Annotated in this window: 17 protein-coding genes; 10 read left to right on the forward strand and 7 right to left on the reverse strand. The window is 72.2% G+C overall.

What is annotated here, in order from left to right; genetic code table 11:
• Positions 1-24: 24 nt before the first annotated feature.
• The 3 genes from EFL26_RS20745 (at position 25) to EFL26_RS20755 (ending at position 6655) form a co-directional block, all read left to right on the forward strand.
• Positions 25-2850: a cation-translocating P-type ATPase gene (locus EFL26_RS20745; protein ID WP_123224836.1), complete on the forward strand. Its 2826-nt coding sequence runs from the start codon at positions 25-27 to the stop codon at positions 2848-2850.
• Between the two features lie 109 nt (positions 2851-2959).
• Entirely contained in the window at positions 2960-4000 is a 1041-nt protein-coding gene (locus EFL26_RS20750) for an LLM class F420-dependent oxidoreductase (RefSeq protein ID WP_123224837.1), read from the forward strand.
• 69 nt (positions 4001-4069) lie between these two features.
• Positions 4070-6655, forward strand: a complete 2586-nt coding sequence (locus EFL26_RS20755) for a bifunctional FO biosynthesis protein CofGH (RefSeq protein ID WP_123224838.1) — start codon at positions 4070-4072, stop codon at positions 6653-6655.
• 118 nt (positions 6656-6773) lie between these two features.
• Here EFL26_RS20755 and xylB read toward each other — a convergent pair whose 3' ends face one another.
• Entirely contained in the window at positions 6774-8192 is a 1419-nt protein-coding gene (gene xylB, locus EFL26_RS20760) for a xylulokinase (protein WP_123224839.1), read from the reverse strand.
• A 4-nt stretch (positions 8193-8196) separates the two neighbouring features.
• A complete protein-coding gene (xylA, locus tag EFL26_RS20765) occupies positions 8197-9351 on the reverse strand; it encodes a xylose isomerase (RefSeq protein ID WP_123225122.1) in 1155 nt (384 codons plus the stop codon).
• A 145-nt stretch (positions 9352-9496) separates the two neighbouring features.
• Between xylA and EFL26_RS20770 the strand changes: the two genes are divergently transcribed.
• The 4 genes from EFL26_RS20770 to EFL26_RS20785 all read left to right on the forward strand — a co-directional run bounded on the left by EFL26_RS20770 (position 9497) and on the right by EFL26_RS20785 (position 14061).
• Positions 9497-10645, forward strand: a complete 1149-nt coding sequence (locus EFL26_RS20770; RefSeq protein WP_123224840.1) for a sugar ABC transporter substrate-binding protein — start codon at positions 9497-9499, stop codon at positions 10643-10645.
• A gap of 112 nt (positions 10646-10757) precedes the next feature.
• Positions 10758-11555 carry an ATP-binding cassette domain-containing protein gene (locus EFL26_RS20775; protein WP_123224841.1) on the forward strand — a complete coding sequence of 266 codons (798 nt, stop codon included), beginning with the start codon at positions 10758-10760 and terminating at the stop codon, positions 11553-11555.
• A complete protein-coding gene (locus EFL26_RS20780) occupies positions 11552-12814 on the forward strand; it encodes a sugar ABC transporter permease (RefSeq protein ID WP_123224842.1) in 1263 nt (420 codons plus the stop codon). The genes EFL26_RS20775 and EFL26_RS20780 overlap by 4 nt, the downstream gene beginning before the upstream one ends.
• Before the next feature lie 26 nt (positions 12815-12840).
• Positions 12841-14061, forward strand: coding sequence for an ROK family protein (locus EFL26_RS20785; RefSeq protein WP_246000315.1), 1221 nt, complete (start codon positions 12841-12843; stop codon positions 14059-14061).
• 8 nt (positions 14062-14069) lie between these two features.
• Here the strand turns inward: EFL26_RS20785 and EFL26_RS20790 are convergent, their stop codons facing one another.
• From EFL26_RS20790 to EFL26_RS20800, 3 genes are all read right to left on the reverse strand, one after another.
• Complete coding sequence (locus EFL26_RS20790; RefSeq protein WP_123224843.1) at positions 14070-15356, reverse strand: cytochrome P450; 1287 nt, start codon at positions 15354-15356, stop codon at positions 14070-14072.
• An 87-nt stretch (positions 15357-15443) separates the two neighbouring features.
• Positions 15444-16112: a UdgX family uracil-DNA binding protein gene (locus EFL26_RS20795; RefSeq protein WP_123224844.1), complete on the reverse strand. Its 669-nt coding sequence runs from the start codon at positions 16110-16112 to the stop codon at positions 15444-15446.
• A gap of 7 nt (positions 16113-16119) precedes the next feature.
• Positions 16120-17301 (reverse strand): zinc-dependent alcohol dehydrogenase, encoded by a 1182-nt coding sequence (locus EFL26_RS20800; protein ID WP_123224845.1) that lies wholly within the window; start codon positions 17299-17301, stop codon positions 16120-16122.
• Between the two features lie 98 nt (positions 17302-17399).
• Between EFL26_RS20800 and EFL26_RS20805 the strand changes: the two genes are divergently transcribed.
• Positions 17400-17663, forward strand: a complete 264-nt coding sequence (locus tag EFL26_RS20805) for a hypothetical protein (protein WP_123224846.1) — start codon at positions 17400-17402, stop codon at positions 17661-17663.
• A 127-nt stretch (positions 17664-17790) separates the two neighbouring features.
• A complete protein-coding gene (locus EFL26_RS20810) occupies positions 17791-18444 on the forward strand; it encodes a TMEM175 family protein (protein ID WP_123224847.1) in 654 nt (217 codons plus the stop codon).
• Here the strand turns inward: EFL26_RS20810 and EFL26_RS20815 are convergent.
• The gene (locus EFL26_RS20815; protein WP_123224848.1) at positions 18351-19562 is read right to left on the reverse strand and encodes a glycosyltransferase family 4 protein; all 1212 of its coding nucleotides are present in this window, start codon (positions 19560-19562) and stop codon (positions 18351-18353) included. The genes EFL26_RS20810 and EFL26_RS20815 overlap by 94 nt on opposite strands.
• The gene (locus EFL26_RS20820; RefSeq protein WP_183408303.1) at positions 19562-20659 is read right to left on the reverse strand and encodes a lysylphosphatidylglycerol synthase domain-containing protein; all 1098 of its coding nucleotides are present in this window, start codon (positions 20657-20659) and stop codon (positions 19562-19564) included. Before EFL26_RS20820 ends, EFL26_RS20815 begins: the two co-directional genes overlap by 1 nt.
• On the opposite strand from EFL26_RS20820, the gene EFL26_RS20825 reads away from it, so the two are divergent.
• Complete coding sequence (locus tag EFL26_RS20825) at positions 20649-21467, forward strand: PIG-L deacetylase family protein (protein WP_123225124.1); 819 nt, start codon at positions 20649-20651, stop codon at positions 21465-21467. The genes EFL26_RS20820 and EFL26_RS20825 overlap by 11 nt on opposite strands.
• Positions 21468-21492: the final 25 nt, after the last annotated feature.

A 21492-nucleotide genomic window follows, 5' to 3' on the forward strand; every position in this document is an offset into this window, starting at 1 on the left:
TGCGGGGCGTCGTACGCTCGGACCATGGACGCGACGGTCGCCCAGACGACCGGACAGACGGCCGCGCAGGCCGAGCGGCCCGTCCCGCAACCGTGGAGCCTCGAGATCGATGCGGTCGCGCACCTGCTCGACACCCGGACCACTCGCGGGCTGAGCGCCGCCGAGGCCGCGGCCCGGCTCGAGCAGGACGGCCCGAACGTGCTGCGCCAGGAGCCGCCGGAGCCGCGGTGGCGTGCGGTCCTCCGGCAGGTCACCGACCCGCTGGTGCTCCTGCTGCTGGCGGCGATCGCGATCTCGCTGGTCGCGTGGCTGGTCGAGGGCGCGGAGGGGGTGCCGTACGACGCGGTGGTGATCGCGCTGATCGTCGTGGCCAACGCCGTCCTCGGCTACGTCCAGGAGGCCCGCGCCGAGCAGGCCGTCGCGGCGCTCCAGCGGCTGACGGCGGCCACCTCGTCGGTGCTCCGGGACTCCGAGGTGGTGCGGGTCCCGTCGGCCGAGCTCGTGCGGGGCGACGTGCTCGTGCTCGAGGAGGGCGACGCCGTCGGCGCGGACGCCCGCCTGGTCGAGGCGTCCGCGCTGACGGTCGGCGAGGCCTCGCTCACCGGCGAGAGCGTGCCGGTGCTCAAGGACGCGCGGACGCTTCCGGGCGCGACCGCGCTCGGCGACCGGCTGGACATGGTGTTCGGAGGCACGGCGGTGAGCCGGGGACGCGGCCGAGCGATCGTGACGAGCACCGGCATGGACACCGAGATGGGGCGCGTCGCCGCGCTGCTGGAGTCGACGGAGAAGGAGAGCACGCCGCTGCAGCGAGACGTCAGCAGGATCGGCCGGATGCTGGGTGTGGCCGTGATCGTGATCGCGGTGGTGGTCACCTCGGCGATCTTCCTCACCACCGAGGTGCGCACCGCCTCGGAGGTCGTCGCGGTGCTGCTCATCGGCGTCTCGCTGGCGGTGGCCGCGGTGCCCGAAGGACTGCCGACGATCCTCTCGGTGGTTCTCGCGCTCGGGGTGCAGCGGATGGCCGCGCAGCGCGCGATCGTCAAGCGGCTCTCGTCGGTGGAGACGCTCGGCTCGGCGAGCGTGGTGTGCTCGGACAAGACCGGCACGCTGACCTGCAACGAGATGACCGTGCGGGCCGTGCTCACGCCGTCGGCGTACGTCGAGGTCAGCGGCTCGGGCTACGACCCCGAGGGCGCGCTGGTCGTCGACGGCCGCCCGCTCGACGACGAGCGGGTGCTGCGCGAGGTCGAGCTGGTCATCGGCGGCGGGAGCCTCGCGAACGACGCCGCGCTCGTCGCCGACGGCGGCTCGTGGTCGATCCAGGGCGATCCCACCGAGGCGGCCTTCCTGGTCGCGGAGGCGAAGATCGGCCTCACCGAGGCACGTCGGAACCGGTTCACCCGGGTCGACGAGGTCCCCTTCACCTCCGAGCGCAAGCTGATGAGCGCCCTCGCGACCGACGCGGCTGCCGAGGGCCGGCTCGCGGTGGTCACGAAGGGAGCACCCGACGTGCTGCTCTCACGGTGCACCCACGAGCAGACCTCCGCGGGTATCGTCCCGCTGACCGACGTACGCCGGGCCGAGCTGCTCGCGCAGGTCGACGCGCTCGCCGACCAGGCGTTGCGGACCCTCGGCGTCGCCTACCGGCCGCTGCCTGCCGACGCAGAGGCGGGCGAGCACCTGGAGCACGAGCTGGTGCACCTCGGCGTGGTCGGCATCATGGACCCGGCCCGCCCCGAGGCGCAGGCGTCCGTGGCCGAGGCGCACCGCGCCGGCATCCGGGTGCTGATGATCACCGGCGACCATCCCCGCACGGCCCGGCGGATCGCCGCTGACCTGGGCCTGATCGAGCCCGGCGGGGCCGTGCTCACCGGCGCCGAGCTCGAGGCGATGGACGACCGGCAGCTCCGCGACGCGGTGCGCGACATCACGGTCTACGCCCGGGTCGCGCCCGAGCACAAGCTCCGGATCGTCCGGGCCCTGCAGGCGAACCAGCACCTGGTCGCGATGACCGGCGACGGGGTCAACGACGCTCCCGCGCTCAAGGCCGCCGACATCGGCGTCGCGATGGGCCGCTCCGGGACGGAGGTGACCAAGGAGGCCGCCGACATGGTGCTGGCCGACGACAACTTCGCCACGATCATCGCCGCGGTGCGTGAGGGGCGCGGCATCTTCAGCGACATCCGCACGTTCATCCGCTTCCTGCTCTCCTCGAACATCGGCGAGGTGCTCACGATGTTCCTCGGCGTGGTGCTGGCCGGGCCGCTCGGGCTGACCGCGGGGAGCGGGCTCGCCGTCCCGCTGCTGGCCACGCAGATCCTCTGGATCAACCTGCTCACCGACAGCGCGCCGGCCCTGGCGCTCGGGGTGGACCCGCCTCCCGACGACGTGATGAACCGCCCACCGCGGCGGATGACCGACCGGGTCATCGACCTGGACATGTGGCTCGGGATCCTCTGGGTCGGCGCGGTCATGGCTGCGGTCACCCTGGCGGCGCTCGACCTGCGGCTCGACGGCGGCCTGCTGGGCGGGTCGGGCAGCGTCGAGAAGGCCCGCACGGTCGCGTTCACCACGCTGGTCCTGGCCCAGCTGTTCAACTGCCTCAACGCCCGCTCCGACCGGGTCAGTGCCTTCCGCCGGCTGTTCACGAACCGGTGGCTGTGGGCCGCGATCGCCCTCTCCGCGGCGCTGCAGGTCGCGGTCGTGCACGTCGGCTTCCTCAACCGCGCCTTCGACACCGTGCCGATGAGCCCCTCGGACTGGGCCCTCGCCGTCGGACTGGCCAGCCTCGTGCTCGTCGCCGACGAGGCGAAGAAGCTGGTCGAGCGGGCCGTGCTGCACCGCCGGTGACCCCGGTCCCGTCGCGGCGTACGCCAGGTCACACCGGACGGATCTGGCCTCAGGACGTTGACAGCACTACTGTCACGGTAGTTCCCCGTCCGCGACGACAAGGTGCCCGATGAAGCTCTCCACGATGTTGATGTACGACGGCAACCCCCGCACCGCCGCCGACCAGGTGGTCGCGCTCGAGAAGGCCGGGCTGGACACCGTCTGGGTTGCGGAGGCCTACGGCTTCGACTCCCCCACCCTGATGGGCTACCTGGCAGCGAAGACCGAGACCGTCGAGATCGGGTCGGCGATCCTCAACATCTACTCGCGCACCCCGGGCGCCCTGCTGCAGACCGCCGCCGGCCTCGACAACGTGTCGCAGGGTCGCGCGATCCTCGGCCTGGGGGCGTCCGGCCCGCAGGTGATCGAGGGCTTCCACGGCGTGCCGTACTCGAAGCCGCTCGGCCGCACCCGGGAGATCATCGAGATCATCCGCGCCGGCATGAGCCGGGAGAGGCTCACCAGCGACGGCATCTTCACGCTGCCGCTCGACAAGGAGCACGGCGCGGTGACCGGCCTGGGCAAGCCGCTCAAGCTCCTCACCAAGCCGGAGCGTTCGAGCGTGCCGATCTACGTCGCTGCCCTCGGGGAGAAGAACGTCGAGCTGGTCGGCGAGATCGCCGACGGCTGGCTGCCGCACCTGTACTACCCGGAGAAGGCCGCGAGCGTGTGGGGCGAGCCGCTGGCCGCCGGGGCGAAGAACCGCTCCGCGGACCTCGGCCCGCTGGAGGTCGTGGCCGGCGGCATGGTCGCGATCGGTGAAGGCCCGGAGACCAAGGCGCTGCTCGACTTCGCGCGCCCGCTCTTCGCGCTGTACGTCGGGGGCATGGGCGCGAAGGGCCGGAACTTCTACAACGACCTGGCCTGCCACTACGGCTACGAGAAGGAGGCCGCGGAGATCCAGGAGCTGTACCTCAACGGCAACAAGCGCGACGCCGAGGCGCTGGTGCCGCTGGAGTGGCTCGAGGCCGCGAACCTGGTCGGCCCGGAGTCCTACGTCAAGGAGCGGATCGCGGCCTTCGCCGAGTCCGGCGTCACCAGTCTCAACGTCACGCCGGTGGGCGACGACCCGGCCGACATCATGGCCCGGCTCAAGCAGTGGGTCTCCTGACCCTGACCGCTCCGACCGCTCCCCGGGCGCGCCCTTCGGGGCGCGGCCCCGGTCGATAGCCTGTCGTCGATGGCCGCCACCGAGAGCACCCCGACCCCGCAGCAGGTACGCCGCGCCCTGGCGCGCGCCGAGCGGGGCGCCGCGCTCGACGCGGCCGAGGCCACCGTGCTGCTGGCGGCGCGCGGCGACGATCTCGAGCGGCTGACCTCGGTGGCTGCGCGGGTCCGTGACCGTGGCCTGGAGGACGCCGGCCGGCCGGGCGTGGTGACCTACTCGCCGAAGGTGTTCATCCCGGTCACCCGGCTGTGTCGCGACCGCTGCCACTACTGCACGTTCGTCGAGACGCCGGGCCAGGCCGCGCGCGACGGCCGGGCGCCGTACCTCTCCCCCGACGAGGTGCTGGCGATCGCCGCCGAGGGCGCCGCGCTCGGCTGCACCGAGGCGCTCTTCACGCTCGGCGACCGGCCGGAGGACCGCTGGCCCGAGGCCAAGGCGTGGCTCGACGAGCAGGGCTACGACTCGACCCTGGCCTACGTGCGGGCGCTGGCGATCCGCGTGCTCGAGGAGACCGGGCTGCTGCCGCACCTGAACCCCGGCGTGATGTCCTGGGAGGAGCTGAACCGGCTGAAGCCGGTCGCCCCCTCCATGGGGATGATGCTCGAGACCACCTCCCGGCGACTGTTCGAGGAGAAGGGGCAGGCCCATTTCGGCTCCCCCGACAAGGACCCCGCCGGCCGCCTCCAGGTCCTGGAGGACGCCGGCCGGCTCTCGATCCCGTTCACGACCGGCCTCCTGATCGGGATCGGCGAGACCCTCGAGGAGCGGGCGGACTCGATCTTCGCGATCCGCCGCGTCGCCCGGCAGTACCGCAACGTCCAGGAAGTCATCATCCAGAACTTCCGCGCCAAGCCGGACACCGCGATGCGGCACACCGACGACCTCGCGCTCGACGAGTACGTCGCCGCCATCGCCGTCGCGCGCATCGTGCTCGGCCCCAAGGTCCGCCTCCAGGCCCCACCGAACCTCGTGGACAGCTCTGAAGGATCCGGGGAGTGCGCCAGGTTGTTGGGGGCGGGCGTCGACGACTGGGGCGGCGTCTCGCCGCTCACGCCCGACCACGTGAACCCCGAACGCCCGTGGCCCTCCCTCGAGCGGCTCCGGTCGGTCACGGCCACCGCCGGCTTCGACCTGCGCGCGCGCCTCACCGCGCACCCCGAGTACGTCCTGGCCGGCGAGCCCTGGATCGACCCCCGCGTGTCCGCCCACGTCGCCGCCCTCGCCGGTGACGACGGCCTCGTGTCCGCGGAGATCACCGACGGCGCCGCGCGCCCGTCCGGCCTGCCGTGGCAGGAGCCCGACGGCGGCTTCGCGGTCGCCGGCCACGGTCGCGTCGACCTTCACACCGCCGTCGACACCGAGGGCCGCTCCGCCGACCGCCGCTCCGACTTCGCCGACGTCTACGGCGACTGGGACGAGCTCAAGGACGGGATAGTCCGGCACGAAAAGCATGCCGCTTCGGACATTTCGGCGTCCGAACGTGACGGACTATCCGCCCTTCGAGCAGCCGAGAAGGACCCCGGCAACCTCTCCGACGAGCACGCCCTCACCCTGATGACCGCCGAGGGCGACCTGCTGGCCGACGTGATCGCCCTGGCCGACCAGCTGCGCCGCGACACCGTCGGCGACGAGGTGACCTACGTCGTCAACCGGAACATCAACTTCACCAACGTCTGCTACGTCGGCTGCCGCTTCTGTGCGTTCGCGCAACGCCGCACCGACGCCGACGCCTACTCGCTCTCGCTCGAGCAGGTGGCCGACCGCGCCGAGGAGGCGTGGAAGCTGGGCGCCACCGAGGTCTGCATGCAGGGCGGCATCGACCCCGAGCTGCCCGGCACGGCGTACTTCGACCTGGCTGCCGCAGTGAAGAACCGCGTGCCCGACATGCATGTGCACGCGTTCTCCCCCATGGAGATCGTCAACGGCTCCTCGCGCACCGGCCTGTCCTTCGAGGACTTCCTGATCAAGGCGCGCGAGTCCGGCCTCGACACGATCCCCGGCACCGCGGCGGAGATCCTCGACGACGACGTGCGCTGGGTGCTCACCAAGGGCAAGCTGCCGACCCGTACCTGGATCGAGATCGTCAGCACCGCGCACCGCGTCGGCGTGCGGTCGAGCTCGACGATGATGTACGGCCACGTCGACAACCCGCGCCACTGGGTCCAGCACCTCCGCGTGCTCGCGCGGATCCAGGAGCAGAACCTCGAGCAGGGCGTCGCCGGCTTCACCGAGTTCGTGCCGCTGCCGTTCGTGCACCACTCCGCGCCGATCTACCTGGCCGGCGTCGCCCGGCCGGGGCCGACCCTGCGCGACAACCTCGCGGTCCACGCGATGGCCCGGATCATGCTCCACGGCCGGATCGACAACATCCAGACCAGCTGGGTCAAGCTCGGCGTCGACGGCACGCGCGCGATGCTGCGCGCCGGAGCGAACGACCTCGGCGGCACGCTGATGGAGGAGACCATCTCGCGGATGGCCGGCTCGGAGCACGGGTCGGCCAAGACCGTCGAGGAGCTGGTCGAGATCGGCGCCGGCATCGGCCGCCCGGTCGTGGAGCGTACGACGACGTACCGCCGCACCCGATCCGCCCAGCGCTGAGCCGCCCAACGCTGAGCCGTGGGTCCCAGCCCGAGGAGCCGACGGGTCGATGCACCCGAACCGGCGGCCCTGGGACCGGAACCCACGACTCAACGGGTCTGTGGGTCCCCAGAGCCGGCTACGAGGCTACCCCCGGGGTCCGGTCGAGAGTCAGCTCCCGCGCCGCGGCGTAGCGGGCTCGGACCTGCGGCGTGGGATCGGCCTCGCTGACCTCGGCGGTCGGCAGCTCCCAGGCCGGTGGCTCGGCCTCACCGGAGAGCACCCACGCCGCCTGCCGGGCGGCGCCGCGGGCGACGTACTCGAGCCGGTGCGGCACGTGCACGGGGTGCCCGAGCACGGACGGCGCAATCCTGCGCACCGCCTCGGACGCAGCGCCGCCGCCGGTCAGCAGCACGCGGCGCACCACACTGCCCTGGGCCTCGAGGGCGTCCAGGCAGTCGGCCAGGCTGCAGAGCAGGCCCTCGACCGCGGCCCGGGCCAGGTGAGCCGGCTCGGCGGTGTCGAGCGTCAGCCCGTGGAGGGACGCGGTCGAGTCGGGCTTGACCGGCGTGCGCTCGCCCTCGAGGTAGGGCACCATCACGAGCCCGCCGGCGCCGGCCGGCGCCGAGAGCGCGAGCCGGGACAGACCGTCGTGGTCGACACCGAGCATCCGGCACGCCGCGTCGAGGATCCGCGCGGCGTTGAGCGTGGCCACCAGCGGGAGGTACCGACCCGTGGCGTCGGCGAAGCCCGCCACGATGCCGGAGTGGTCACGCGCCGGGACCTCGGAGACCGCGCACGCAACACCCGAGGTGCCGATCGAGACCACCACGTCGCCCGGTCCGGCGCCGAGCCCGAGGGCGGCGGCGGCGTTGTCCCCGGTGCCCGGACCGAGGATCGCCCCGAGACCGGCAACCGCTCCGGCCTCCTGGCGGGGTCCGAGCACGGTGGGCACCTGCGCGTCGTGGCCGAGCCCCCGGACCAGGAGGTCGTGGCGATAGGCGTCGTCGACGGTGGACCAGTAGCCGGTGCCGCTGGCGTCGCCGCGATCCGTGACGAGGGCGTCCAGCCCGCGCGCACCGGCGAGCTGCCAGGTCAGCCAGTCGTGCGGCAGGCAGACCGCCGCCGTCCGGCCGGCGTGGTCCGGCTCGTGCTCGGCCAGCCAGCGCAGCTTGGTCACCGTGACCGACGCGACCGGCACCACGCCGATCTGCTCCGCCCATGCCTCCGGGCCACCGAGCTCCGCGACGAGGTCGAGCGCGGCACCGGCGGAGCGGTTGTCGTTCCACAGCAACGCCGGGCGGACGACCGCTCCGGCGTCGTCCAGGCAGACCATGCCGTGCTGCTGGCCGCCGACCGAGACGGCGGCCACGTCGTCCAGACCGCCCGCCTCGTCGATCGCGCTGCGCAGGGCCACGAGCCAGGCGGCAGGGTCCACCTCGGTGCCGTCGGGGTGGCTCGCCCGGCCCTGCCGGACGACGTCACCGGTCGCAGCGTCGACCACGACCACCTTGCAGGACTGGGTGGACGTGTCCACCCCGGCGACCAGGCGTGTCATCGGCTCAACGGACGCCGTAGAGGTGCTCGAGCGCGAGCTGGTCCAGACGCTCGAACCCCATGCCCCGCTCGGCGGCGGCGTCGGGGTCGAAGGCCTCCGCACGGAGGTCCTCGATCGTCTCGCCCTCGGCCACGGTCGGCACGCCGAGCTGGTCGACACGAGCCAGCCGCAACGCCTCCTGCACCTCGGGGTCGGCGCGGAACGCACGCGACTTCTCCCGCAGGATCAGGTAGTTGCGCATGCAGCCCTCGGCCGACGCCCAGACACCGTCCATGTCCTCGGTGCGCGGCGGCTTGAAGTCGAAGTGCCGCGGCCCGTCGTAGCCACCGTGCTCGAGGATGTCGACGGTCCAGAACGCACCCCGGGCGTTGCCGGCGCCGAAGCGCAGGTCCTGGTCGTAGCGCGGGCCGGTCTGGCCGTTGAGGTCGGCGTGGAACAGCTTCCCGTGCCAGAGCGCCTGGGCCAGCCCGTGGGCGTAGTTGAGCGAGGCCATCTCCTCGTGACCGACCTCGGGGTTGAGCCCGACCAGCTCGGGGTGGTCGAGCTCGTTGATGAACGCGAGCGCGTGCCCGATGGTCGGCAGGAGGATGTCGCCCCGTGGCTCGTTGGGCTTGGGCTCGATCGCGAAGCGCAGGTCGTAGCCCTGGTCGACGACGTACTGGCCGAGCAGGTTGAAGGCCTCGGCGTACCGGTCCAGCGCGGCGCGGATGTCCTTGGCAGCGCCGGACTCCGCGCCCTCACGACCGCCCCAGGCGACGAAGATGCGGGCACCCATCTCGACCGCGAGGTCGATGTTGTCCAGGGCCTTGCGGAGCGCGAACCGGCGTACGTCGCGGTCGTTGTTGGTGAAGCCGCCGTCACGGAAGACGGGGTGGCTGAACAGGTTCGTGGTGATCATCGGGACCACCAGCCCGGTCTCGTCGAGCGCCTTGCGCAGCGGGGCGAGGTGGGCCTTCTTGGTGGCCTCGTCGGCACCGAACGGGAACACGTCGTTGTCGTGGAACGTGATGCCGTAGGCCCCCAGCTCGGCCAGCCGGTGGATCGCCTCGGCGGGGTCGAGCGGCGGACGGATCGCGCCGCCGAAGACGTCGACCCCCTGCCACCCGACGGTCCACAGTCCGAAGGTGAAGCGGTCCTCGCGCGTCGCGGTGTACTCCATGTCCATCACATCCCTTGATCGTTCTGGCAGACAACAAAACCGGTCTACACCTGCCTGTACAAGCCGCATGGAGGCGGTTATGTTGTTTTGGACAACATAACGCGTGACGGCCGTCACGCGCGAGACTCCTCTGGAGGTTGGACAGATGCTCAAAACCAGGAGCACCCGCATTGCCCTGACCGCCGCAGCCAGCGCGCTGGTGCTGCTGGGTGCGGCAGCGTGCGGGAGCAGCAACAACAGCAGCGACAACAAGACGCCGTCTGCAGGCTCGTCGAGCGGCAGCGGCAGCAAGGCCAGCGGCAAGGTGGGCGTGATCCTCCCCGATGCCACGACCTCTCCCCGCTGGGAGGGCAACGACCGGCCGAGCCTCCAGAAGGCCTTCGACAGCGCCGGCATCGGCTCCGACATCCAGAACGCGGGCGGCGACACCTCCAAGTTCGGCACGATCTGCGACTCGATGATCAACGAGGGCGTCAAGGTGCTCATGATCGTCAACCTCGACTCCGACTCCGGCGCCGCCTGCCTCAAGAAGGCTGCGGCAGCGGGCATCGTCAGCATCGACTACGACCGGCTCACGCTGGGCGGCGGCGCGTCGTACTACGTGTCCTTCGACAACGTCGAGGTCGGCAGCCTGATGGGTCAGGGCCTGCAGAAGTGCCTGACCGACGCGGGCAAGACCAAGGCCAACATCATCTACATCGACGGTGCGGCCACGGACAACAACGCCGCGCTGTTCAAGAGCGGCTACGAGCAGGCGCTCAAGCCGAAGATCGACTCCGGTGACTACAAGCTCGTCGGCGACGTCTCCGGTGAGTGGAACGACCAGAAGGCAGCGAACGCCTTCGACGGTCTGTACACCAAGAACAACGGCAAGATCGACGGCGTCGTGTCCGCCAACGACACGATGGCCGGCGGCATCATCGCCCGGCTCGCGGCCAACAACCTCGCGGGCAAGGTCCCGGTCACCGGTCAGGACGCCTCGATCGAGGGCCTGCAGCGGATCCTCGCCGGCACCCAGTGCATGACCGTCTACAAGAACACCAACCTCGAGGCCGACCTGGCGTCGAAGCTGGCGATCGCCGTCATCAAGGGCGACAAGGCCACCGCTGACAGCCTGGCCAACAAGACCGTCAAGGACACGACCACCAACCAGGAGGTCAAGTCCGCACTGGCGACGCCGGAAGCGATCTACAAGGACGGTGTCAAGAAGGTCATCGACGACGGGTTCCAGAAGGCGTCCGACATCTGCACCGGCCAGTACGCGAAGCTCTGCACCGCGGCCGGCATCAGCTGACCTGAGCGTGTGGGTGTCGGCTCGGGCCGGCACCCACACGGTCAATTCCCGTCCCGTCCTGTCGAACCCCTCCCCGGCGGTCCCAGGCCGCTCCACCCGGAAGGTCCTCTCCATGAGCGTCACCCAGACAGAGCGTCCACCGGTCGGCGCGGACACGCCGATCCTCACCCTGCGCGGCATCGAGAAGAGCTTCGGCGCCGTCCACGTCCTGCGGGGCGTCGACCTCGACGTGCGAGCCGGCCAGGTCACCGCCCTCGTCGGCGACAACGGTGCCGGCAAGAGCACCCTGATCAAGGGCGTCGCCGGCATCTACGGCTTCGACGCCGGTGAGTACCTCTTCGAGGGAAAGCCCGTCGCCGTGCACAATCCCCGCGACGCCAACGCGCTCGGCATCGAGGTCGTCTACCAGGACCTCGCGCTGTGCGACAACCTCGACGTGGTGCACAACATGTTCCTCGGCCGCGAGCTCACCGCGAGCGGCCTGCTGAACGAGGCAACCATGGAGACCCGAGCGAGAGAGACCCTCGACGGGCTGTCCGTCCGCACCCTCCAGTCGGTGCGCACGCCGGTCGCCTCGCTCTCCGGTGGCCAGCGCCAGACCGTCGCGATCGCCCGCGCCGTGCTCTGGAACTCCAAGATCGTGATCCTCGACGAGCCGACCGCCGCCCTGGGCGTCGCCCAGACCGAGCAGGTGCTTGCGCTCGTACGCCGCCTCGCCGACAAGGGCCTCGCGGTCGTGCTGATCAGCCACAACATGAACGACGTCATGCAGGTCGCCGATGACATCGCGGTGCTCTACCTCGGCGCGATGGTCGCCCAGGTCAAGACCGCGGACGTCACGCACAGCCAGGTGGTGGAGCTGATCACCACCGGCAGGGCCACGAACGGCACGAAGGGAGCGGACGCGTGAGCGCCACAGAGACCACGACCGAGCCGGCGGTCGCCCCGAGGGGTCCCCAGTCGCTGGGAGCCGTCTTCGAGGACTACCGGGCGCGGATCCGCGGAGGAGACGTCGGCGCACTGCCGGCGCTCGCCGGCGTGATCGTGCTCGTCCTCGTCTTCACCGTCCTGTCGGGGACGCAGTTCACCAACGCCTTCAACTTCGCCAACCTGGTCCTCCAGGGGTCGGCCTACGCCGTCTTCGCGATGGGCCTGGTCTTCGTGCTGCTGCTGGGCGAGATCGACCTGTCCGCGGGCTACACCGGCGGCGTCGGCGCGGCCGTCGTCGGCAAGCTGATCCTCGACCAGAACCTGAACTGGGTGCTCGCCCTGATCGGGGGACTCCTGTTCGGCGCGCTGGTCGGGCTCGTGATCGGACTCCTGGTGTCCAAGCTGGGCGTCCCGTCGTTCGTGGTCACGCTGGCGTTCTTCCTCGCCCTGCAGGGTGTGCTGCTGCTGATGACCGGCGCGGGCGGCACCATCCCCTACCGCGACTCGCACCTGCTCGCGATCATGAACAAGAACATGCCGCTGTGGCTGGGCTGGGCCTTCGCAGGCCTGACCGTGATCGCGTACGCCGCACTCGGGTTCAGCCGCCGCCTGCAGCGGCAGCGGGCCGGGCTGCCCACGCCGACCATCCTCGTCTGGGTGCTCAAGTCGATCGCGTTCGCGGCCGTGCTGATCGCCGCGACGGCGTACCTCTCCAAGGAGCGCAGCCGCAACGTCTTCCTCGCCTCGCTCAAGGGCGTGCCGATCGTGATCGTCATCGTGGCGGGTCTTCTCGTCGTCCTGACGTTCCTCCTGACCCGCACCGCGTGGGGCCGGCACGTGTACGCCGTCGGCGGCAACGCCGAGGCGGCCCGGCGCGCGGGCATCAACGTCGCGCGGGTGAAGATCTCGTGCTTCATGATGTGCTCGATGCTGGCGTCGGTCGGCGGGGTGCTGCTGGCCAGCCGCACCAACTCCGTGAACCCGCAGACCGGTGGCTCCGACGTCCTGCTGTTCGCCGTCGGCTCCGCCGTGATCGGTGGCACCAGCCTCTTCGGCGGCCGTGGACGCGTGCTCGACGGCATCCTCGGCGCGGTCGTGATCACCGTGATCGTCAACGGCATGACCCTGCAGGGCCAGTCGCAGGGCCGGGTCTACATGATCACCGGCCTGGTGCTGCTGCTCGCAGCGAGCGTCGACGCGGTCAGCCGGCGCAGGGCCGCGGCGAGCGGAAGGGTCTGACGGGCGGGAGGACGAAGGGGGGCCCAGTGGCCAGACGAGCCGGGCTCGGGCAGGAAGCAGTGCGCCGCGCGAACATGAGCGCCCTGCTGACGCAGGTCCACCTGCAGGGGCCGACGACGCGCGCGGCGCTCACGACGACCCTCGGCCTGAACCGGAGCACGATCGGCGACCTCACCCGGCAGCTCGAGGAGATCGGCCTCCTCGTCGAGGTGCCGCCGGGTGAGGAGCCGGTCGTCCCGGGTCGGCGGTCCGGGCGACCGTCGCTGGTGGTCGCGCCGCGCGAGGACGTGACCGTGCTGGCAGTCGCGCTCGACGTCGACCGGATCACCGTCGCGGTCGTCGGGCTCGGCGGCGTGGTCCTCGACCGGCGCACCCGGCTGCACCAGCGCGGCGAGCACGACGGCGAGCGCGTCGCCGAGACCGTCGCGCAGATGTGCGGCGAGCTGATGGCGCTCGGTCTGGGCAGCCGGCTCCTCGGGGTCGGGGTGTCGGTGCCCGGAGCCGTCAGGGAGAGCGACGGGATGGTGCGCTTCGCGCCCAACCTGGGCTGGACCGACGTGCCGTTCGCGGACCTGCTGGCCACCGAGCTCCGCCTGCCCGTGGTGACGGCCAACGACGCCGACCTCGGGGCACTCGCCGAGCACATGCGCGGTGCCGCCGTCGGCGCCGACGACGTGGCCTACCTCAGCGGCAGCGTCGGCATCGGCGGAGGCTTCTTCGTCCGCGGCCTGCCCCTGCGCGGCGCCTCCGGCTTCGCCGGCGAGGTCGGGCACGTGATGGTCGACAGCAACGGCGACCAGTGCCGGTGCGGCGCGGTCGGCTGCCTGGAGACCAAGGTCGGCGAGAACCAGCTGCTGGCGGCTGCCGGACGCCTCCCCGGTGGCGGGCCACCGGCCGTCGCGGAGCTGATCAAGGCCGCCGACGCCGGTGACGCTCGCGCCGGTCAGGCCGTCGACGGCGTCGCGCACTGGCTCGGTGTCGGCCTGCGGCCGGTGTTCGCGCTCTTCAACCCGGAGGTCGTCGTGCTGGGCGGCCTGCTCAGCCAGGTCTTCACCGCACGCCGCACGATCGTCCTCGAGGGGCTCGATCCGCAGAGCCTGATCTCGGCGCGCGACGTCCTCAACATCCGGCCGTCGTCGCTCGGCGACGACGCCTCCCTGCTGGGTGCGGCCGAGCTGGCCTTCGCGCCGCTGCTCGCCGAGCCGGGGCGGGTCGACGTGGACCGACCCGTGGCCGCCCAGGGCTGAGGCCGGGCCTACTGCTCGACGATGCCGTCCAGCCGCACGGGGAGGGCCTCGACGCCGTAGACGATCGACTTGGCGTGGTAGTCCAGGTCGGAGGGGTCGATGGCCAGCTGCAGGTCGGGGAAGCGCCGGGCGAGCGCGGGGAAGGCGGCCCGCAGCTCCATCCGGCCGAGCTCGGCGCCGACGCAGCGGTGCATGCCGTGGCCGAAGGCGAGGTGTGTGGAGGACTCCCGGGCCGGGCAGAACGCCTCACCCTGCGTCGACCGCGGGTCGCGGCTGGCCGCGGGCAGGTGGACCAGCACGATCGAGCCCTTCTTCACCAGGTGGCGTCCGATCCGGGTGTCCTCCTTCACGAACCGCGGGAACGCGATCTGCACCGGTGCGAGGTGGCGCAGGAGCTCCTCGACGATCGGCTCGACGCTGTCGGGGTCCTCGGCGAGGGACTTCCACAGCTCGCGGTGCTGGAGCAGCACCGACGTGCCGAGCGCGAGCATCGAGGCGCTGGTCTCGAGGCCACCGGTGAACGCGCCGTCGGCCAGACCCCCGAGGTCGAAGTCGCTGATCTCGTCGCCGTGCTCACGCAGGATCTGGCCGATCAGGCCGGGTCCGGGGTTCTCGCGCTGCCGGGCGGTCTCGGCCAGCAGGAACTCCCGTGACCCGCCGATCGCGCCGACCGCGCCCATGCCGCCCTGGGAGACGTCGAAGCGGGCCGAGGCGAGCTTGCTGAACCGCTCGCGCTGCTCGTCGGCGACGCCGAGCAGGTCGCAGATCACCCGGAACGGCACCGGGAACGCGAAGGTCTGGGCGAGGTCGACGACGCCGCCGTTCGCCAGGGCAGCGGCCTCGGTCTCGTCGAGCTGCTCGGCGATGATCTGCTCGATGCCGGGCTTGAGGCGCTCGAGGCGGCGCACCGTGAACTCCGGCGTCAGCAGCTTGCGCAGCTGGGTGTGCTTCGGCGGGTCGGTGAACCCCAGGCCGCCGATGTCGCCGGTCTCGACGTCGCCGCTCTTGCCCATGAGGTGGCGGATGTCGGTGGAGTGCGTGGAGTTGGCCAGGACGTCGCGCGCCTCGTCGTACCCGGTGACCAGCCAGATCTCCAGGCCCATGAACGAGGAGTGCAGCTTCACCGGGTCGGCGTCGCGCATCCGGGTCAGCCGCGGCGTCGGGTCGATGCCGTGACGGTTCAGCGGCCACGACAGCCGCTCGGGCACGCGGTCCAGCTTGGTGAGGTCGACGCCGCCGGAGCGTGCGACGACCCGCCGGACCACGGCAGTCTTCACGGTCGAGAGGAGGCTCATGGTGCCCTTCGGGTTCGGGTGTGTCCCGGAGCGAATCCTACCGATCGGTCAGCCGGGACGCTCGGACGGCACCCTCGGGCGCGTGGGTCACCGGTCCGCGGAGGTCCGACCGAGCACGTCGGCCGCGACGCGCAGGTCGGCCACGAACCCGGCGTACATCTCGTCGCGCTCACGGGAGCGCAGCACCGCCGAGGGGTGCACGGTCGCCAGCGCCCACTCCGGGCGACGGGCGAGGTGGCCGCCGGCGGGCCACTCGAGGAGCCGGCCGCGCTGCTCCCCCACCTTGTACGCCGGCCCGTAGACCGCCTTGCCGGCGGTGCCGCCGAGGATCACCACGCCGCGGGGCCGGACCGCCTCCAGCTCGGCGTCGAGCCACGGCTGGCAGGCGAGCACGTGCGCGCGGCCGGGTGACTTGTGGATCCGCTGCTTGCCGCGCCGGCCCGCGAACCGGAAGTGCTTGACCGCGTTGGTCACGTAGGTGTCGCCGGGGTCGATGCCGGCGTCGGCCAGCGCCCGGTCGAGCAGCCTGCCCGCCGGGCCGACGAACGGCTCCCCGGCGAGGTCCTCCCGGTCGCCGGGCTGCTCGCCGAGCAGCATGACCGCGGCGTCCTGCTCGCCCGAGCCCATGACGGCCTGGGTCGCGTCGCGGTAGAGGTCGCAGCCGCGGCACGTCTGGACCGCCTCGCGGAGCGCGGGCAGCGTGGCCTCCGCCGGCACCCACCGCTCGGCTCCTGGGAACTCGGTCGCACCGGCCACGGTGACCTCAGAGAGAGAACACGATCTTGCAGGCGCCGTCCTTCTTGGCCTGGAAGATCTCGTAGGCGTAGGGGGCGTCCTCCAGGGGCATCCGGTGGCTCGCGAAGCTGTCGACGCCCAACGGGTCGTCGTCGGTGAGGAACGGCAGGATGTCGTCGACCCAGCGGCGCACGTTCGCCTGCCCCATCCGCAGCTGGACCTGCTTGTCGAACATCGTGAGCATCGGCATCGGGTCGGCGGCGCCCCCGTAGACGCCGACGATCGAGATCGTCCCCCCACGACGGACGATGTCGACCGCGGCGTGCAGCGACGCGAGGCGGTCCACCCCGGCGGTGTGCATCATCCGCTCGGCGATCCGGTCCGGGAGCATCGCCGCCAGCCGCTGCGCCACGGTCGCCGAGGGCGAGCCGTGCGCCTCCATCCCGACCGCGTCGATCACGGCATCGGGCCCCCGGCCCTCGGTGACGTTGCGGATCATGTCGGCGACCTCGTGGCCCTCGAGGTCACGCAGGTCGATGGTCTCGGCCCCGAACTTGCGCACCCGGGCGAGACGCTCGGGGACCAGGTCGACGGCGATGACGTGGTGGCCGCGGTGCGCGGCGATCCGGCAGGCCATGTCACCGATCGGACCGGCGCCGAGGACCACGACCGATCCGCCCGCGGGAATCGCGGCGTACTCGACGGCCTGCCAGGCGGTCGGGAGCACATCGGAGAGGTAGAGGAAGCGGTCGTCGGCCGGGCCGTCGGGCACCTTGATCGGGTTGTAGTCCGCGCGCGGCACCCGGAGGTACTCCGCCTGCGCCCCGGGCACGGACCCGTAGAGCTTGGTGTAGCCGTAGAGCGCGGCACCCATGCCCTGGTCGCGGACCTGGGTGGTCTCGCACTGCGTCTGCAGCCCGAGGTCGCACATCTCGCACGAGCCGCACGCGATCTGGAACGGTACGACGACCCGGTCGCCGACCTTGAGGTCCACCGCACTCCCGACGTCCTCGACGATCCCGATCGGCTCGTGCCCGAGGATGTCGCCCTCGGTCATGAACGGTCCGAGCACCTCGTAGAGGTGCAGGTCGGAGCCGCAGAGGCCGCTCGACGTCACCTTGATGATCGCGTCGGTCGGCTCCTGGATGACCGGGTCGGGCACCGTCTCCACCCGAACGTCCCGAGTGCCGTGCCAGGTGAGCGCTCTCATGCGACCGAGGTGCCCGGAACGCCCGGGCGCAAACTCGCCATCGGCCTCGGCCCGGCTCGGGCGGCATGACGCCCCTTCCCGGCGGGTACCGGCCGGTCATGCCTGGAGAAGACGACGGCCTGACCCCCGACGCGGCCCCGACCGAGGCCGGCCACGACCACCACAGCCGGATCGCCGACAAGGCCCGGTTCAGCGGCAGGCCCGAGGTGGAGGGCGCCCCGGGCGAGGAGGACCTCGACGCGAGCGACCTCGACGAGCAGCTCGACCGCGACCCCGAGGACGTCTCCGAGAACCGGCGCGACGTACCGGACACGCCGGAGAACTCCGAGGAGGCCCGCACCGAGGGCGGCCCGACGCCGTAGCACCGCCTCCTGTCCTCCCGGGACACGACGAGTTCGTACCGCTTCGGAAACCCGTCGGTTGGCCCGATCGACCTGCCGGATCGCGGTTTCGGCGTACGCGGGGACGATCGGGTTCTAGCGTGAGGCCGTGCACCTCCTGAACCGGCTGCTGCCGCCCCTGCGGCCGTCGGCGCAGCCCACCTTCGCCTGGTCGCGGGTCGAGGCGTTCATCGACGGGCTCTACGCGATCGCCGCCACGCTGCTGGTGCTCGAGCTGAAGCCGCCCCGCACTGCCCCCGGGCACCTGGGCCACGCGCTCCTCGACCAGTGGCCGATCTACCTGGTCTACGCGCTCGGCTTCATCCAGATGATCGGCGGGTGGGCGGCGTCCCGCCGGCTCGGCTCGATGCTGGCCCGGGCCGACCACTACGTCGTGCTGATGACGATGGTGGCGCTGATGTCCTTCGTCCTGACGCCGTTCACCTTCGCGGTGCTCTCCGACGCGGTCCACGACCGGCACGACTTCGTGTCGGGCATCCGGCTGCTCTCGCTGGTGCTGGGCGCTTCCCTGATCGGGCTCGCCGGCAACATGACCTACATCCGTCGCCGCGGCTACTTCCGCGAGGGGCTGCCCACCGAGGCCTTCGAGCGCGCGTACCTCGCGTCGGTGACCGTCTGGGTGCTGCCGCTGCTCGCCCTCGGCCTGAGCTACGTGGTCGGGCCCTGGGCGATCACGCCGATCGTCGTCATGTCGGTGCTGTCGCTGCTGCCGTTCGACCTTCCGGGGGACGCCGCGCTCTGAGCCGGCGCCTCGAGCACCGCGGCCCGGCGACGCCGCGCCTGCAGGTACACCTCGTCGAACTGCGCGAGCGCGCGGGGCCAGTCGTGGTCGGGACGCTGCGCCACGTTGTGCCGCGCGATCGCGGTCCGCAGCGGCGCGTCGGCGACCAGTCGGATCAGCGCGCCGGCCATCGTGTCGTCGTCCTCGCACAGCAGCCCGTCGACGCCGTCGCGGACGAACTCGCCCACCCCGCCGGACCGCATCGCGACCACCGGCAGACCGGCGGCCCGGGCCTCGAGGGCGGCGATGCCGAACGACTCCTGGTACGCCGGCGCGACGTAGACGTCGGCGTCGGCGTACAGGGCCCGGATCTGCTCACGCGTCTGCCGACCGGTGAGGACGACCGCGTGCCCGAGCCCGCGCCCGAGGATCTCCGCACGCAACCGGGCCTCGAGCGGGCCCTCGCCGACGACCACCAGCCGCACCGCCTCGGGCGACTCGGCGACGACCCGCTCCACGGCGTCCAGCAGCGCGAACGGGCGCTTCCGGCCGGCGAGGCGCATCACGCTCACCATCGTCACCGGCGATCCTGACCGCGGGTGCCGGGGCACGGCCCGCCACCAGTCCACGTCGACCGCGTTGCCGACCACGCTCACCTCGGTGCCGGCGCGCAGCACGGAACGGGCCTCGGCGGCCGCGGCGTGGCTCACGGCCGTCCAGAGCACGGAGGCACGGTCCCAGTCGGCGATCGCCCGCACGGCGCGCACGAACGGGCGCTTGCTGGCCAGCATGGAGTGCACGGTCAGCACGGTCGGGATGCCTGCGTCGTCGGTGGACCGGGCGACCGCGGTGGAGAAGGGCGACACCACGGACAGGTGGGCGTGCACGACGTCGTACGCGCCGGCGAGTGCCGTGCGGTGGGCGTGCGGCGGCGCGAACGGGTGCAGCAGCCCCACGGGCGCGCGTACGACGCGCACCCGGCCCGGCTCCGGACCGGGCTCCGGTCGTGTGTCCGGGGTCGGCGTCAGCACGGTCACCTCGTGGCCGGCACTGGCCTGCCGCTCGGCGAGGTCCTCGACGAACACCTCGATCCCGCCGAGGCGGGGCCGGTACATGTTGGTCACGTGCAGGATGCGCATCAGGCCGCCGTTCCCGAGGCAGCCCGGGTCGCCCGGCGTCGCCAGAACAGCCAGCCGGCGAGCCAGGTGCCGCCGACGGGGATCTCGAGGGCGAAGGTGAACCCCCGGTAGAGCAGCACGCCGGCGGCGACCGCGGCGGGGCTGCCGCCGAGTGCGATCAGGGCCGCGGCCGTGCCGGCCTCGGCGAAGCCCACGGCACCCGGGGTGATCACCACGAGGGTCATCACCCGGTCGACCGCGAAACCGGCCAGCACCGCGGCCGGGGCCAGGTCGGCACCGACGGCGTGCAGGCAGGCCCAGAGCAGCACCGCCTGGAGCAGGCCGTAGCCCAGCATGCCGAGGGACATCTGCCCCCAGCGGCGCTTGAGGACGTCGGCGACGAGGTCGCGGCAGTCGAGGATCGAGGCACTCACGCGGGCGGGGTCCGGATGACGTCGCACGACCCTCCCTATGCCGACCACGACGGGCGCGACGACGTGCGCGGCCCGCTCGGCGGCTCGCCGGCTCGCCAGGCCGACCGCGAGCAGCACCAGCACGACCAGCAGGGCACCCATCGAGGCGACCGCCGTCCACCGGGTCGCCGCGCTCACCGGACCGCCGGTCGACCACAGTGCCGCGAGGGCGAGGACCGGCATCGCCAGCTTGAGGAGGACCACCCAGACGTTGGTCACGAGCGTGAAGGCGGCGAAGCCCGAGCTCTCGACCCCCCAGGTCCGGATCATCAGGTAGTTCAGCGACATCCCGGCGGCACCGCCGAACGGCATGGTGTTGGCGACGGCGCTGCCGGTGAGGTTGAGGGTCAGCGCACGACGGCGGGTGAGCCCGGGGAGTGCGCCGGTGAGCACGAAGGAGTGGGTCAGCAGGCCGGCGGCCCAGAGCAGCACCAGGACCGCGGCCTCGCGACTGGAGACGGCGCCGAACGCGGCCCGCACGTCGGTCACGGTGGACCCGACGACCCGGGGGAACACGTACCCGAGCAGGACCCCGGCGAGCGCCACGGCGCCGACTGCGCGCACCGCGTGCCGGCCGGGCCGGCGCTGCGCCGCGAGCGGCGTCTCGAGCACGGGGGGCTGCAAGACTGCGACCGTGTCGTTCACGCTCGTGTCCTTCCATGCGCACCCCGACGACGAGGCCCTGCTGACGGGAGGCACGCTAGCGCGTGCGGCCGCGGAAGGGCACCGGATCGTGCTCGTGGTGGCCACGGCCGGCGAAGCCGGGCTGACCGGTGATCCGGGCACGGACGCGGGCACCCTGGCGACCCGGCGCCTCGCCGAGCTGCGGCGCTCGGCGGAGGCGCTGGGATGTGCCCGCGTCGAGGTGCTCGGCTACCCCGACTCAGGCTCCACGGGTGAGCCGCGGCGCACGGAGGGGCGCCCGGCCTTCGCGGACACCGATCCGCAGGAGCCGGCCGAGCGGCTCGCCGCGATCCTGCGCGAGGAGCATGCCGATGTCCTGACGACCTACGACGAGCACGGTGGGTACGGACATCGCGACCACGTGCAGGTGCACCGGGTCGGGGCTCTCGCGGCACGGCTCGCGGGCACGCCCGTGGTGCTCGAGGCGACCGTGGACCGGGTGCTGCTGCAGCGGGTGGCCGGTGTGATGCGCTGGGTGCCGGGGCTGGCCGGACTGGTCCCGGCCTCGCGGTTCTCGGACGCGTACCTGCCCCGGACGGAGCTGACGCACCGGGTCGACGTACGAGGGCACCTCGCCGCCAAGAAGGCGTCGCTCGCGGCGCACGCCTCCCAGACGTCGGGAGGCCGCGGCGTGCGGACGGTGGCTCTGCTGCTGCGACTGCCGGACCCGTTGCTGCGGCGTGCCCTGGGACGGGAGTGGTTCCGGGAACGCGGCCGCGAACCCGTCGAGGATCTCCTCCTCGACGACATCTTCGCGTCGGTCCGCTGACCATGCCGCCTCCCAGGGACAAAGG

The organism is Nocardioides pocheonensis (assembly GCF_003725535.1).
GTDB lineage: Bacteria > Actinomycetota > Actinomycetes > Propionibacteriales > Nocardioidaceae > Marmoricola > Marmoricola pocheonensis.

Bases quoted from the DNA above. Each gene is read 5' to 3' on its own strand.
- EFL26_RS20745 (WP_123224836.1), top strand. From the start codon at position 25: ATGGACGCGACGGTCGCCCAGACGACCGGACAGACGGCCGCGCAGGCC.
- EFL26_RS20750 (WP_123224837.1), top strand. From the start codon at position 2,960: ATGAAGCTCTCCACGATGTTGATGTACGACGGCAACCCCCGCACCGCC.
- EFL26_RS20755 (WP_123224838.1), top strand. From the start codon at position 4,070: ATGGCCGCCACCGAGAGCACCCCGACCCCGCAGCAGGTACGCCGCGCC.
- xylB (WP_123224839.1), bottom strand. From the start codon at position 8,192: ATGACACGCCTGGTCGCCGGGGTGGACACGTCCACCCAGTCCTGCAAG.
- xylA (WP_123225122.1), bottom strand. From the start codon at position 9,351: ATGGAGTACACCGCGACGCGCGAGGACCGCTTCACCTTCGGACTGTGG.
- EFL26_RS20770 (WP_123224840.1), top strand. From the start codon at position 9,497: ATGCTCAAAACCAGGAGCACCCGCATTGCCCTGACCGCCGCAGCCAGC.
- EFL26_RS20775 (WP_123224841.1), top strand. From the start codon at position 10,758: ATGAGCGTCACCCAGACAGAGCGTCCACCGGTCGGCGCGGACACGCCG.
- EFL26_RS20790 (WP_123224843.1), bottom strand. From the start codon at position 15,356: ATGAGCCTCCTCTCGACCGTGAAGACTGCCGTGGTCCGGCGGGTCGTC.
- EFL26_RS20800 (WP_123224845.1), bottom strand. From the start codon at position 17,301: ATGAGAGCGCTCACCTGGCACGGCACTCGGGACGTTCGGGTGGAGACG.
- EFL26_RS20805 (WP_123224846.1), top strand. From the start codon at position 17,400: ATGCCTGGAGAAGACGACGGCCTGACCCCCGACGCGGCCCCGACCGAG.
- EFL26_RS20815 (WP_123224848.1), bottom strand. From the start codon at position 19,562: ATGCGCATCCTGCACGTGACCAACATGTACCGGCCCCGCCTCGGCGGG.